The sequence below is a fragment of the Phreatobacter aquaticus genome (assembly GCF_005160265.1).
GTDB classification, from domain to species: Bacteria; Pseudomonadota; Alphaproteobacteria; order Rhizobiales; family Phreatobacteraceae; genus Phreatobacter; species Phreatobacter aquaticus.
The window spans coordinates 4,376,960-4,391,623 of record NZ_CP039865.1; the positions used below are offsets into that span (position 1 = coordinate 4,376,960).

11 protein-coding genes are annotated in these 14,664 nt (G+C 58.6%); 2 read left to right on the forward strand and 9 right to left on the reverse strand.

The window, feature by feature from the left end; translation table 11 throughout:
• Positions 1–66: 66 nt before the first annotated feature.
• The 4 genes from E8L99_RS20855 to E8L99_RS20870 all read right to left on the reverse strand — a co-directional run bounded on the left by E8L99_RS20855 (position 67) and on the right by E8L99_RS20870 (position 4,087).
• Positions 67–1,095, reverse strand: a complete 1,029-nt coding sequence (locus tag E8L99_RS20855; protein ID WP_137101356.1) for an SbmA/BacA-like family transporter — start codon at positions 1,093–1,095, stop codon at positions 67–69.
• Positions 1,096–1,134: 39 nt separating this feature from the next.
• The gene (locus tag E8L99_RS20860; protein ID WP_168201767.1) at positions 1,135–1,863 is read right to left on the reverse strand and encodes an ABC transporter family protein; all 729 of its coding nucleotides are present in this window, start codon (positions 1,861–1,863) and stop codon (positions 1,135–1,137) included.
• 151 nt (positions 1,864–2,014) lie between these two features.
• Complete coding sequence (gene cas1, locus E8L99_RS20865) at positions 2,015–3,115, reverse strand: CRISPR-associated endonuclease Cas1 (RefSeq protein ID WP_256371370.1); 1,101 nt, start codon at positions 3,113–3,115, stop codon at positions 2,015–2,017.
• Between the two features lie 75 nt (positions 3,116–3,190).
• Positions 3,191–4,087 carry a hypothetical protein gene (locus E8L99_RS20870; protein WP_137101359.1) on the reverse strand — a complete coding sequence of 299 codons (897 nt, stop codon included), beginning with the start codon at positions 4,085–4,087 and terminating at the stop codon, positions 3,191–3,193.
• Positions 4,088–4,169: 82 nt separating this feature from the next.
• Between E8L99_RS20870 and E8L99_RS20875 the strand changes: the two genes are divergently transcribed.
• The gene (locus tag E8L99_RS20875) at positions 4,170–4,745 is read left to right on the forward strand and encodes a hypothetical protein (protein WP_137101360.1); all 576 of its coding nucleotides are present in this window, start codon (positions 4,170–4,172) and stop codon (positions 4,743–4,745) included.
• On the opposite strand, the gene E8L99_RS20880 is transcribed toward E8L99_RS20875, so the two are convergent.
• Complete coding sequence (locus tag E8L99_RS20880) at positions 4,738–5,091, reverse strand: hypothetical protein (protein ID WP_137101361.1); 354 nt, start codon at positions 5,089–5,091, stop codon at positions 4,738–4,740. The genes E8L99_RS20875 and E8L99_RS20880 overlap by 8 nt on opposite strands.
• 50 nt (positions 5,092–5,141) lie before the next feature.
• On the opposite strand from E8L99_RS20880, the gene E8L99_RS20885 reads away from it, so the two are divergent.
• Positions 5,142–8,339, forward strand: a complete 3,198-nt coding sequence (locus E8L99_RS20885) for a helix-turn-helix transcriptional regulator (protein ID WP_137101362.1) — start codon at positions 5,142–5,144, stop codon at positions 8,337–8,339.
• Positions 8,340–9,045: 706 nt separating this feature from the next.
• On the opposite strand, the gene E8L99_RS20890 is transcribed toward E8L99_RS20885, so the two are convergent.
• The 4 genes from E8L99_RS20890 to E8L99_RS20905 form a co-directional block, all read right to left on the reverse strand.
• Positions 9,046–10,482 carry a hypothetical protein gene (locus E8L99_RS20890; RefSeq protein WP_137101363.1) on the reverse strand — a complete coding sequence of 479 codons (1,437 nt, stop codon included), beginning with the start codon at positions 10,480–10,482 and terminating at the stop codon, positions 9,046–9,048.
• Between the two features lie 629 nt (positions 10,483–11,111).
• Positions 11,112–12,185 (reverse strand): ligand-gated ion channel, encoded by a 1,074-nt coding sequence (locus E8L99_RS20895; RefSeq protein WP_137101364.1) that lies wholly within the window; start codon positions 12,183–12,185, stop codon positions 11,112–11,114.
• Positions 12,185–13,276, reverse strand: coding sequence for a cache domain-containing protein (locus E8L99_RS20900; protein WP_137101365.1), 1,092 nt, complete (start codon positions 13,274–13,276; stop codon positions 12,185–12,187). The genes E8L99_RS20895 and E8L99_RS20900 overlap by 1 nt, the downstream gene beginning before the upstream one ends.
• 148 nt (positions 13,277–13,424) lie before the next feature.
• Positions 13,425–14,354 (reverse strand): LysR substrate-binding domain-containing protein, encoded by a 930-nt coding sequence (locus tag E8L99_RS20905; RefSeq protein WP_137101366.1) that lies wholly within the window; start codon positions 14,352–14,354, stop codon positions 13,425–13,427.
• Positions 14,355–14,664: the final 310 nt, after the last annotated feature.

Consider the following 14,664-nt stretch of genomic DNA (forward strand, 5'->3'; position numbering starts at 1 on the left):
AAGACCAACGGCGCGGCAAAAGTAAGAGAAAGAGGCGCATGAATGGAGCCGCCATTTTGTCGGCGCCTAAATTGCCTTTAGGGGAGACGGCGCGACCGTCGACACGGAGATGCGTCGATTGAACATGCGCCTCGCCATGGCGCGATGGGTGATGGTGACAAGTGCCGATCCAGGCAGGGCTTGCGCGATCAACTCGAACAATTCGTTCTCGGCCTGTGGCGACAGCGCGCTCGAAGCATCGTGAATTAGAATCCAGGCCGGGCGGTGCAACAGCAGGCGAGCAAAGCCCAGCCTTTGCTGGTCCTCGATGCCGAACTCCTGTTCCCAGAGCGCCATCGTGGCAAGGCGAGGCACCACCTGAGCCAGTCCGACGTCCACCAGGGCCTTGGCGACAGACTCCGGGGCGAAGTGGTCCGGCGATTGCGGTTCTGCCAGCACTTCGAGCAGCGTCGCCTCCGGCAAGTAGGGCCTGTCGGCCATGAAGAAGGGTGCGCTTCCGTTGGGCAACTCGATCTGCCCGGCGCCGGAGACCGACAATCCGGCGATCGCCCGGAACAGGGCATCTGCCGCCTGCGGGGTCGCCTCGACGAGGACACGCTCGCCGAGACGGATCTCGGCGCTGAAATGCTCCAGCATCACTTCGCCTGCCTGGGTCACCACGCTGAGATCGCGAAACGCCAGCAACGGTCCTTCTGCCAGCACGCGCGACAGGGTGGCAGGATCCGTCTCAGTGCGTCCTTGCAGATCCTCTACTGCCTCCTGCAGCCCGAGCACGCGGGCCGCCGACGCCTCCCATTGCGCAATGCTGGAATAGTTGCCCGACAGCCACGACAAGGCTGCGGTCACCTGGCCGAAGGCGATGGTCACCTGCATCAGCGTCCCGAGGCTGATCTCACCGTGCAGATAGCGGGGTGCGAGGATTAGCAAAGGCAGGACACTGGTGAGCATGGTGTAGCCGGACGAAAAGACGATAAGGTTTCGAAAGGAAGCGGTTTGCACCGCCCAGGCATGCTTGATCCCGTCGAAGGCGTGCGCCAGCCGACGTCTCTCGCCGGTCTCAGCCCCGGTCAGCGCAATCGCCGGCGCATGCGCGATGACATTTACAAGACGGGCCCGATAATCGGCCTCGGCCGCCTACCGCCGATCGGTCGCCCTCACCAGCGGGTGTCCGACGAGCGTGATGATGGCGGCGCCGATGGCGGCATAGCCGAGCGCCACCCAAACCATATGTCCGGGCAGGGTGAAGGAAGCCTCGCCGACGGCGATGGTCAGCGGTCCGGAATGCAGCCAGAGAACGCCGACAAACAAGGCCAGTTGGATGAACGCATAGAGCAGCGAGACCAGGAACTCGACCACCATTTCGCAGACCACGCGGACGTCTTCGGTGAGCCGGCCGTCCTCGTTGTCGTGTTCGCCTGTGCTCATCCGCAAGCGGTAGTAGCGGCCCTCCGACATCCATGCGTCCCGGACGATGCGCGTTAGGTGGCCCCGCAGCACCATCTGCAACTGCATCTTGGTCTGCAGGCTCAGGCCCTGCAGCGCCATCATGCCCGTGACGATGGCCAGCAAAACCCATATCTGATTGACCAGGCTGGCGAAGGACTTGGCTTCCAGGGCATTGAAAAAGTCGGCGTTCCACGTCGCCAGCCGCAGCACTACTAGCACCTCGGCCACCGTCACGGTGCCGACGAGGCCCCCCAACATCAGCGCCTTCCAGCGCGCCGGCGTCGCCAGGATGGCTCCGAGCAGGCGAAGCATCCGGACTGCCGCCGGGCCGGGATGCAGCCGTCCGAGAAAGCGGGCACGTATGGCGGCATTCTCGGCAAGTTGCTGCCGGAGGTTGGCGAGATCGTGAAACAGCATTCCGGCGGCTCCGATGAGCAATGTTACTTCGCGGGATGGCGCCGCCGAAGAGGGCATCGTCATGAAAGCAAGACTACGGTTTTGTGATAGCTGAGACGGCTCGTCTCAGAATCTCCAATTGACCCGATCGGAACGCTCCCGCTTGGGCGCATCAGGCTAGGTCTAGTCCCGCTAAACTTAGTCCCACACGAGCGTTTTCGATAGCCTTACGCGCATGTGCAACCGCCACTTTCGCGAATTGCGGATTGAGACGACAGACGCCGTCGCTTCGCAGAACGAAATCGCTCGCGTGCAATGTCTCAGAACGCAGCAGCGAAATCACTGCGCGATCCACCTCTGACCGATAAGGCTCAATCGCATCGAAAATGAACGGCGTCGCTCCAGGCGACTGCTCATGCATGATGCCGATGGTCGGATCAAATCCTTCCGTGACAGCCTGAATGTGCACCTCGCTTTGTAGCACCGTGTAGGCGTAGTTCAGGATCGCATTGACCGGATGCCCCGCATTGCGATTTCCCGCTAGTGCAAAGGGTGACGTTCGAGCCCCCATCGTGAGCCATGCTTCAGGTATGGGCCTGCTGCCAGTCCCCTTCCATCGCAGTCGAATGGGGCGCCATGCACGGAAGTAGGCCGCAGCACTATTTGCTTCAATCGTTCGCAGCGTCTGGATGTCGCGCGGAGGATCAAGCTCCAAACGGGACAGGTCCGCATAGGCCCGCTTCATGGCAAGTTCCCAGGCCGGCGACCTAGGAATGACCTTTTCGAGCGTCTTGATGGAACCTTCGATTTTCCGAGAAATCAGCGCATTGCACCACGCCATACGCTTCTGCGGATCGGATCGCATTTCGACCTGCCATTGAGCGCGGTAGCGGTTTGCCGAATATCCGATATTGCCGATCGCGCATACAACGTTGCCGCGCCAATCGATGCGGACAAGCACGATACCTTGAGCCGAAATCCAGTCCAGCACGTCGAACGAGATGGTGCCCGAGCAATCCAGCAGGATGATGCGCTCTGGAAGATCCGGTGCGCCGGGAAACAGGCGAAATTCCTCGCGCTTCTGCGGATAGTGGGTGAAGCCGTTTCGAACGAGGAGTGTGCCAGCATCGATCCGCAACGACGCCCCATGACCGCATAGAACGAGTGGCTGAGATCTGCGCCCTCGACGAACGCCCTTTTCATGTGGACGATTGGCCCGCTCACTCCAATAAACGCTGCGTTGGTACCAATCGCAATCGTTGGAATTGAGCACGAGAACACCTGAATTGGAGCCAACACGACGGATTCTAGGTCGATATCGGTCCGCTGAACAGCCCTTCAGCGCCTATCAGCGATTCGATTTTGATGCCTCTGGCGCCTTCAGATAAGCCGCGAATGCCAGAATCAGAGCCGCTTGGCGGCCCGGTGGCTCGGCGCGCAATCGAGCCAATGTTCTCGCATGGACATCCGGGATTGGAATCGCGCCATTCTCATCCGAAACGACGTGTGTAGCGAATTGCGAGTTGAGGAATTGGGTCTTTGCGCGAATGATCCCATCGGGCCACTGCGCGCTCAGAAATTTCGTGAAATCACGAAAGCGATTTTGCCGCGCGATCACGTTCAAATTCTGGGCACACGCCTTCACCGACAATTTCCCAGCAATCGGCCGCAGCGCTTCATTCAAATAGGGCGCAACGTCTTTGGAATGAATATTCAGCTCTCTGCCGGCTGCAATCTGAAATAGGATATCCGCAAATGCGGGAAAGCGTTTCGCACCTATGTCCTTTCGGATATTTCCAAATGTTTTCGAGGTCGACTTCACTCGAAATAGCAAATTGGTGATGTTGCTGAACTCAGAGTCGTCGTCGCTATCCAGCGCATTTTTTGCCCGTGCCTTCACACTCTTGATGGTCTCTGCTGCGTTCCTAAAGTGAGGAAATATCAATTCATCAGAGACCGAAAAATCCCTCAGCCACAGGTGCCAGCCAATATCCGCAAGCGACTTGATGGTCTTTTGGAGTTCCAAGATTGCCAAAACCTGCTGCACGGAACTGGCAGGATACTGGCCGTCGTCGCGACCAAGACCTCTTCCCAATCCTGGCTGTCTCACTGCCTTCGACAAGATGCCTTCAGTCCGCCAACGCTCAAGCTGAGAGTCGGACACCACTGCCCCCCAAGATTCGAGACTCGCGGCAAGGTCAGATCGCGAAATCGTTGCAATATCAGCATTTTTCGGGGTGGACATCTTACAGCCCCGCGCCAAGCGCCCAGTCTGCCTTGAGCTGCCCGAGTCATTTTTTGTGGAACCCGAATCGGAGGTTTCCACCATGGGCCGCTCACGAGACTATCACGCCGAATACCGCCGCCGCATTGAGCGAGCGGCAGTGCGTGGCTTGTCGCGCTCTCAAGGCCGGGGCCATGCCAGACAGGGCGAAGCCACAGTACGCCCCTCGAAGCCGGCAGGCGAAGCCAGAGAGCGCCTTGAGGCAGCCCTCCGCATCCTTAGGACCAAAGGCAATCAACGGGATGCTGCGCGAGAAGCTCGCGTCTCAGCCGAGCGCTTACGACGCTACCTGGCAGACGAGAAGCTTGCTGAGCGCCGGGGTCGGATATGGGTCATCACTGATCGCCGCCATCGCGAAATCGTCGCGATCACGACGACTGGCCGCGCCAGGCTGACAGTCACCGCTTTCGAGCCTGCATCGCTGATCGGGCGACACCTCGCGGCCGTCACAACCTTCCTGGACACGAACGACGCGTCTCTGTTGGCCCCATTCATCGGTGCCACCGTCAAGGATGTGCGCGGCAAAACCCACATCCTCGAAACAAGCCCCAACGCCCTCTATCGCCTCGCCGCCGCCGGAGGCGAGGGGTTCGAACAGATCTACCGGCTCATCAACTGAACAGGAGAAAGTCATGAACTTTGATGGACTTGGCGCGGAACGCCGACGCCAAAAGGCATTCGAACGATTGGGTTCGAATGAAGCCCGCTGCATGCGCTGCGGCGAGGACGATCCCGAATGCCTGGAGAAACATCACCTCGCCGGGCGAGCTTTCAGTGATGACCTGGTGGACGTTTGCCGGAACTGCCACCGAAAGCTGAGCAGCAAGCAGAGGGATCACCCTCGCACTCCGATCTATCCGCCTGGTGACCCGCCAGATCCAATCGTCGTCATCGCGAAATTCCTGCTCGGGATCGCCGATCTCTTCGAGGTCCTGATCGGCAAATTCCGCGAGTTCGCCCTTCATCTCATCAACCACGCACACAACGCAGCTGCACAGTCAGCAGAGGAACAGTCATGACCATTCTTGCTGAAATCAAAGGTTTCATCGGCTCCGTCGTTCGTCAGGCTATGAGCATCCAAGCTCGCGCATACGCGACGAAAGAGAGCTCTGAGCGGAAAGCAAACCCCAATCTGAAACAGCCACCGGAGGCCGGCCCATCGGGATGGACGGTAATCTTCGACACTGAGACGGGCGTGGACCATGCACAGGCTCTGCGGATTGGGGCCTATGAGGTTCGCCGCAATGCCGACCTGTACGAGCGGGGCGCATTCTATGAACCGGCAGCGCTATCGGAGGAGGAGCTGCAACGTCTGAAATCCTACGCGGCGGACCACGGCTTGGTCTGTCGTACGACCCGCGAGTTCGTCACCCAGATTTTCTATGGGATTGGATACGACCTCCGCGCGGCCATCGTCGGCTTGAACCTGCCGTTCGATATCTCAAGGCTCGCCATCGACCACGGCAATGCTCGAGGGCCGGTGATGCGGGGCGGGTTTTCATTCAGGCTGTCTGAAGACCCCCATCTTCCGCGCCTTCAGATCCGGAACCTTTCCCGCCGCGCTGCGATGATCCAGTTCACGGCCACCCGTAAGCGCCAGGACAATCGCCGCGAGCGCCAGGCCAAGAAGTCACCACCCGTTCGGCGCGGATATTTCATCGATATCGGGACCGTCGGTGCCGCTTTGATGAGCCAAACGTTCTCGTTGGATCGGCTGGCAAAAGCTCTCGGGGTCGAATCTCAAAAGGGTGATCCAGGTCAGCACGGCGCAACGTTGACCGCAGACTATATCGCCTATGCCGTGCAGGACGTGCGTGTGACCTGGGAGTGCTACCGGGCTCTCCGGGTCAAATTCCTGGGGCACAATCTCGATAAGAGTCATATGCACCGCGTTCTCTCTGAGGCGAGCCTGGGCAAGGCCTATTTGAAGCAGATGGGGATCGTGCCTTGGCGCAAGCTCCAGCCCGACTTTCCGAACGAGACGCTCGGCGTCATCATGAGCACCTACTACGGCGGGCGCACTGAGGTGCGGCTCCGGCGGCAAATTGGGCAGGTCCTTTATTGCGACTTCCTATCCATGTATCCGACCGTTTGCACTCTCATGAACCTCTGGCGGTTTGTAATCGCAAAGGGAATTGATTGGAGCGATGCGACGGAGGAGACGCGCGGGTTCCTCGAAACCGTCACCGCCGCGGACCTTCAGAAGCAGACGACTTGGCGGTCGCTCACGACGCTTGTCCAGGTCATGCCGGATGACGATATTTTGCCTGTTCGAGCCAAATATGGTGATGCGCAACAGGCAACCATTGGCCTGAACTATCTGAAGGGCGACAAGCCACTTTGGTACACATTAGCCGACTGCGTCGCGTCAAAGCTTCTCATCGGGAAAGCGCCGCGCGTCGTCCGGGCACTTCGGTTCAAACCGAAGGGCAAACAGACGAACCTAGCTCCTATCGCGATCGCTGGCAGTCCGGACCACCTCGTCGATCCGCGCACAGACGACTTCTATCGCCGTGTCATCGACCTTCGGAGCAAGGTGAAGGCCGCGAGGCGTAATGCAGACCTCCTGACTCGCTATCGGCTCGAATTCGAACAGTTGGCGCTCAAGATTCTCGCAAACGCCACGAGCTACGGGATTTTCGTCGAGTTGAACGTCGAGGAGCTCGACGAACCTGAAGACGTCCGATGCCATACCGGCTCGGGAGAGGCCTTTGATGTGCAAACTGCCAATCTGGAGAAGCCCGGCACCTACTTCCATCCGCTGCTAGCCACGCTGATAACTGGCGCCGCAAGGCTCATGCTTGCACTGGCCGAAAAGCGCACGATCGATGCGGGTCTCGACTGGGCCTTCTGCGATACTGACAGCATGGCGATCACCAAGCCGGACGCCATGGAGCAGGACGAGTTCTTCAGGCGTGCGAAGAGCGTGTGCGATTGGTTCGTGCCGCTCAACCCCTATGAGGCGAAAGGACCGCTGTTCAAGATTGAAGATGTGAATTTCGCAGAAGGGACAGAGAGCCTCGAACCGCTCTTCTGCCTGGCGATTTCGTCAAAGCGCTACGTCCTGTTCAATTTGGACAGCCAGGGGCTACCCGTCATTCGCAAGGCATCTGCCCATGGCCTGGGTCACCTTCTGCCGCCCTACCAGAACTCAGTCGTCCTGAAGGGGAACGCTGACGAAGCGGCCATCCTGCAATCGGCTGAAATCGAGGCTTGGCAATATGACCTGTGGTTCCACATCATCCAGGCAATGCGCGAAGGCCACCCCGAACAGGTACGGCTCGACTATCACCCAGCGCTGAAGCAGCCAGCCATCAGTCGTTATGGCGCGACCACCCCTGCCCTCCTGAAACTGTTCGACCACTTCAACAGAGGCCGCAGCTATCGCCAGAAGGTGAAGCCGTTCAATTTCATGATCGCGCTCTATGCAAATGCGCTTTCCTGGACTTCCAACCTGCCCAAGTTCCCTACGACGACCGGTCGGGGCAAGGGCCTAAAGACCCCAGAATTAGGTTTGCGACCTGTCGCACCGTTCGCCCGCAATCCGAGCGATGCAGCGTCAAAGGCTTTTGACCGCATCACAGGGGGACCAGTCCCGGCAAGCGTCCTCAAGACCTATCGGCAAGTCCTGGCCCAATACCATTTGAGCCCTGAGATGAAATTCGAAAACGGTGATTTCACCGAAAGCGGAGTGACGAGGCGCCGCCACGTCGAGTTCATCGAGGTGGTCTCGATCGGCAAAGAAGCCAATAAACTTGAGGAGCAAATGTTTATGGGCGCGGATGCAGATGCCCATATTGAATATGGCGTTGGCGCAATTGGCCAAAATCAGCGCGTTGCGGAATTACGGAAACTGGCCGCGAAAATTGGCCGACGCGAGGTATCTGAAATCACTGGCGTTTCTCGGGGGACAATTGACCGCCTGCTGAACTCAGCAGAATTACCAATTGGGCCACGTACCGCGACGAAATTGGCAAAAGGCCTTGAGAAATTGCGCAGCGAGGCAGTGTCTCGGGATTTCAAAGACCGCGCTTTGCGGCAAATGGTGGTTTCGAGGCTCGAAGAAATTGGGCTGAGGCCGTTTGCAGCGGAATTGGATTTCAATCCATCCAATTTGCGCAAAGTCGCAATCGGACATCGCGACATTTCCGTGGGACTTAGAACCCGCCTGCAAGCGTACTTTTCGCGAACTGGGCGATCAAAGGCGGCATAGCTTTACCAGAAGCGGCGGGACAAATGCTCTGCCGCTTATCCGCTAATTTGCCTTCGCCTACGCTCCGGTCGCAAAGGCTTGGCAGATTTGTCAGCATTGGCAATAGAGCCAAAGAGGTCCAGCATGGGAATTCCGATAGTGACAGCCAACCGATTCCCGCGGTCCGATGTTCGATTACGCACCTACTCGACAACGCCTAAGCACACAGCTCGGTATGATCGGTTGGTACCAAGCGATTGAACACCTTCGATTCGCGCAAGATTTAGCCAACTAAGCATTTCACCGGGGCACAATTGTCTACGGGCCTCCTCCCTGGGCGCCGAAGCGCTCCCGACCCAATCGCAAGCAACCGCAGGCCAAGTGGTACTCAAGGGCCGCCCCCGAGCACTCCGAGTGACCTGCACTGCGAAACGGTTAGGCGCGTAGCGAATTAATGACCCGTTGACTGATAGTCCAACTTGATTCGCCCGATGCCTAATTCGTTCCATGACTTGTGTCTCGCAGGAAGCATCACCGTCGGCGCACCCGGACACAGCGCAAACTGGCGCCAAAATAGTTTCCGACGCAACGTTAGGTGGGACATCGCGCCCCCCTCGCGAGGCCGCCTGATCCTGCTGGTTGACCACAATAACCACCAATGTTGTCGGAGCCTGGCAAGCGCCAAGACACAACACAGTAACCAATGCAATCCAGCGCTCCGACGTCCTCATGTACTAGGACCAAATGATGCCGGAAGAGCCATCGTATTCTGAGTCATGAATTCCCTAACGGCGTTATTTTCAAACCCCGTGTTCTTTGTCGCAACGTAGCCAAGTATTCTAATATTTTCGTCACCGTCGGAAATAACAAGTTCATGCCCACGCTTTTCAATTTTTTGACTTTTTTCATGGCGGCTATAACCACCTCCACCACCGAAATCTACGCCCCAAACGCGCGCAGATGCAGATCCACTAGCTGAAAAATCCCTCTCATAGTCATGAACCCAATTTTGATCGGACATGAACTTAATATAGAGCCCCCTGGCCACAATCAGGTGCGTTGGGTAGTATCTTAGACTACCTTTTGAGCCTAAATACCTCTCAAAAACACGTCGATTGCGCAGAATAACCGGATTATCAAACAATGCCGGTGTAAACCACCCACCTGGAGCGAGCTTTATCGCCATAAATGACTTCGCTCCGACTTCTATGTTTTGCACATGGCTAAAATCATCTTTGACTACTTGATGATCAGAAACATTTGTCTTTAACGAAAATGCTCCGTAACCAACACTACCGCTATGATTCCAATCTGTTTCAATTCGGCTTGTCTCGGCACTTTTTTTAGCAATCTTCTCTGAAAATCCGCCAATTGTCGACGATTCTATATTTTGTAACGACTGATCTGGTGTGATAAGATAATGGTTGGTGAATTGGCTCGATTCACCGTCAGACAAGCTCGCGAAATATACCACATTAAATTTTTTCGCCTCATCGCCATACATCGTATCCGGATATCGCGGATAACGCATTCGGGACGCCGAGCTCAAAATCGTTCCATAGCCATCGTGAAGTGCAGCATGATTTGGATCAGCATATTGTTGATCCCGAAGAGCTGATTGCATCGCCAATTTTCGAAATTGCTCTTCACTTAGCTGCTTAATTCGAGCAGAGGATACCTGCCCGTCCGACCAATGAGCGTAACGAGACAAGTCACCTGGATCAGTTCTGGTGGCACGGCAGTGAGCATCCCAAAGCGCGGTACGCTCCAACTCCAAACGTGACGCCTCGGTGCTTAAATTTCCAATCTCAGCTTCGAGTAGCGTTATCTCTCTGACGATCTCAGGAGGAAGCTCTTTGGTCTCCACAAGAGACAGTCCAAGCGCAACCATTCCTCGGAAATTTTGAGAAAGGCGATTGTTCGGTGCAACCACTAAACTATCGGAAACGGGAGTAGGGTTTAAAGAAACATCGAAATAATTCTGGAGCACGCCATAAGAAAACCATGGGTAATCTTTGCTATTTATATCCAATGGGAGTGCTGTCAGTTGCAACTGAATATATTGATTCAGCTGCAAGTTTCCAAGCTGACTCTTTATTACACTATAAAAATGATTAGCCGTCAAATTATAATCTGCGAGAGCATCTACCTCAGTGATAGGCATTTCTCTTCTCCCACGTTAACCCACATAATAGTGATTTGATGTGGAATTGGAGTCAATAGGACTCTCGCTGAAATGCATATGCGCAACATTAGGGTTCAATCAGCGTTCCATTGCGCTGGCATCAAGTGAAAATTGTTAAATATTATAGATGCTTAGCGTACATAGACGCCATGCCGTAAATTCATTAGATGGAGAAAATAGAAGGCTGACTTAGCCACAAGCTGCAGAGTTTGCCACAATAGGCACAACGAGGTTGACACCACAAAATCAGTGGTACCGAGGAGCGGCCTTTGCCCGTCGGAGGCATCCCCTGCTCAAAAGCAACCACCAGCCTGATGACCGCAACTGGCACGCGGCCTGCCGATCCGATGTTCACACTTTGACCGTGGTCAGAAGCGGCTCACACAGAGGGGCGTCGCTATACCCCTTTTTGTTCTCATGACAATCTTAGTCTTGGAAGCTGTCTCTGATGCTTCTGACCACGAGCAAAGCATGAACTTCGGACGGGCAGCACCACAGCCGCGGCGCCGCTCTCGCGCGGGGACGCCAGCGTCTCGACACACGGATCATCGAACGGAAATGCCGCGGGGCCGCCCCCGCGGCAGTCCTGATTCAAACCTCTCGCGGCCTCACGCCGTCGCGCGCAGCACCAGCGCCGACCAGTAGACGAACACCGAGCCGGGGAGCCCCCATCGCACGAAGCCGCTGAGTTCCAGATAGATGTTCGGGTGTCGCTTGGCCCAGGCGAGGTCCTTGTTCAGCAGGAGCATGCTGAGGATCAGAACCGACACGACATAGAGATAGCCGATCGACAGGATCTGGGCGATCGGCGTGCCGGTGGACATGGAGCCCGGGAAATTCGACTCGAAGGTGAAGCTCAAGGCCACCAGCGCCAGCAGCGTGGTGAAGGCGAGAGCCCCCTTGGGCGCCAGCGGCATGGTCGTGTCGGGCGTCCACAGGATCACCAGCGTGCTCGACATCAGCATCAGGAACGGGATGAAGATGCGGATCAGGTACTGGCCGTAGAGCCGCTCGGTCACCACCGATACCGACATGCGGCTGTGCGGCTCGCCGTTCCACCCGACATAGCTGGCATTGCGGAAATTGAGCGCACGGATCCTCCACAGCGGCGTCTGCAGCCGCTGGGCAAAGGAGGAATGCATCTCGTCGGCCTCGGTGTGGACCAGCAGCACCTCACGCTGGCCATAGCGGTTGGAGGTCAGGTCCAGGTCCAGCGTCTGCACGTCGAAGGGAAACGACGACATGTCGATGCTGACGCGGAACGTGGCGTCCAACCGGCGCACCAGCGTGATCGCGCCGGTCGACTCGATCACCAGGCCCAGCTGGTCCTGGCGCGGGGCACCCGACAGGTTCTCGATGTCGATCGCAGGCGTCCACATCTGGCGCAGGCGCGCGGTCGCGGCCTCGCCGAAATAGTCCTTATGCGACACCGCGGCCTTCACCGCGTCGAAGGCCTGGCGCGAGTCCGTCCAGCGATAGGTGAGCTCCACCCGGGCATTGAGCTGCCCGGTGGTCTCCATCACCTGGGCAATATCCAGGATGCGCGTTGCCACAGCCACGCGAACCGGCAGCTGATCGCCAACCGGCAGGTCCGTCAGCTCGGCCGCAGCGGCAGCGCCGCCGAGCGAGGCGACCGTCAGGACGATCGCCGCGAGACGTCGAAGCAGGGTTCCCGCGGCCATCACGAGGTCACCTTCTCGCGCAGACGCTTGACGCTCGCGATCAACGCGTTGACTTCGGCGACCGTGCCGGCCTTGGGCAGATCGACGGCAGCCGCCCCTTCGGCAGCGGCCTCGGCGGCCTTGGCGACAATCGCCACCGGACGCAGCACCATGCCGCGGAAGACCAGCAGGATGATCGCGACGATGCCGATCTCGGCGATGATGCCGCCGGCGATCAGCGAGATCGCCAGCTGGCGCAGCGAGCGGCCATTGGCGTTGAACGACTTGGCCGCCACGACAACGCCGATCTCCGAGCCGGAATAGTCCAGCAGCGGCGACGACACCGAGCCATAGGTCATTCCGTTGAGCGTGGCGAAGCTGAATACCGGCTCCTTCACCAGGGCGATCTTGCCGAGCTCGGACAGTTTCGCGACCAGCGGCCAGTTGGTGCCGCTGTCGCCGCGCAGATTGCCGAACACATTGGCCTCGGGCGTGCCCGGGCGAACGTTCAGCAGACGGCGGTCGATCACGACAGCGAAATCGGCATTGGTGCGGGCCTTCAGCGTCTCGAGCAGGGGCCCGAGCTCCTGGCCAAATTCGATGCTGCCGACCAGCGTGCCCTCATGCGAGACGGGGGCCGCACCGCGCACGCGCACGCCGGACGATCCGATCTCGATGCCGCTCTGCGGCTGCAGGCTGGCATGAGCCGCGACGATGATCCGCCGCGATCTGGTGAAGTCGTCACCGCGGACGGCCGGTTCATGGAAGCGGAACAGCACATTGCCGTTCACACCGTTCACCTGGCCAACGGCGACGCCATATTTCTTGGCCAGCACGGCGTAGCTCTCGCCCATAAGCGCGGTCAGTGCCTCGGGCGTCCCGGCGGCCACGGCCCTGCCGAGGGGCGGCATGTGGGCGGCCAGTTCCGCCTGCGCCGCCAGGGTTTTCGCTGACGTGTTGATCTCTTCGCTGACCTGCGCGACCAGGCTGCGCAGCGCCTCCTGCTCGTCGACCTTCAGGGTCGCGGCGACATGGGAAAAAGTGAAGGTGAGAAGGATGGCGATGATCGCCGTCGACAGGGCGACGGTGAAGGCGAATGCGCGGCTATGCATGAACAGACATTTCCAAGATAGGCGGCCGATCCGCCCCTGACGGCTGAACGCTTATCCCAGCGTTACCTGATACGGAAGGCTGGGGAGCATTGCGCTGTTGTGTGACCGCCGTCGCACTGCTCGCGCCGAGAGGCCACCGGTCAACGCATCAGCCGACCAGGCCAAACACCGCATCGGCCGTGCTCTTCAGCTTCTGACGCAGCCAGCGATGGCCGATATCGCGCTCATTGCGCTCGTGCCAGATCATGTAGAGCGACTGGCTGGTGATCGGCATCGGCGTCTCGTACAGAGCGAGATTGAAGCCGTCGGCCAGTTCCTGCGCGAAAGTGCGCGGCAGGATACCGATGAGGTCGGTGCGGCCCGCCATGGCGGCGATCGACCAGAGCGAGTTGGTCATGTAGGGCACCCGCCGGCGCACGCCGCCCTCGACGATGTCGCGCTCGATATTGGTCGCCGATTTCAGCTCGTTGATGAAGGTGACATGGCCGAGGCGCGCGAAGGTCTCCGCGTCGAGGGTGCCGGCAATGCCGGGGTGCTCGCGCCGCGCCACGGCCACCACGTCGATCGGGCAGAGCAGTTCGATGACCAGGCCCGGCGCGCTGGCGAAATAGGTGAAGCAGGCGAGATCCAGCGTGCCGGCATTCAGCTCGGTGACGATCTGGGTCTGCGAGGGCGGCCGGCTCTCCACCACGATGCCCGGCGCATGGGCGTCGATCTCGCGCACCAGTGGCGGCATGATCGAGGGCTCCAGCGGATCGGCGATCACGACCCGGAACAGCCGCTTGTAGATGGCAAGATCGATCTCGGCCCCATCCTCCAGCTGTTCGCCGATCAGCCGCAGCGCGTCGCGGACCGGCCCGATCATCTGCTGCGAGCGGATCGTCGGCTTCACGCCCCTCACATCGCGAACGAACAGCGGGTCGCCGAAATGGTCCCGCAGCCTGGCGATCGAGTTGGAGACGGCCGGTTGGGTCAGGGCCAGCTGGCGCGCGGCATGGCTGATATTGCCAGCCGAATAGACCGCCTCGAAGACGACCAGCAGGTTGAGGTCGAGGTTGCGGATTGGCTTCTGCATCATGGGCCGGGAGGTTGGCTGCGGCCTCTCCGGCCGCCATCACCATTCAGAATGATGGAGATCAGTCCAGCCATCCAGAGAAAAGATCAGCCGGCGGACATGCGGCTCAATGGAGGATCTGATTCTCTTTCGCGCTTTTGTTCTCGCCTGAGATACGAAACGAGTGGAACTCTCTCGGATTTCGAGGATGAAGAGGCCGATATTGCGCTTCTTCAGCATCATTCCATCTGGTGATATCCGATCATATGAAATCAGAATTTCGCGGCAGGGAAGGCGCGGCCTAGGGTCCCGCCCGGCCGGGCCTGCGCAGTGC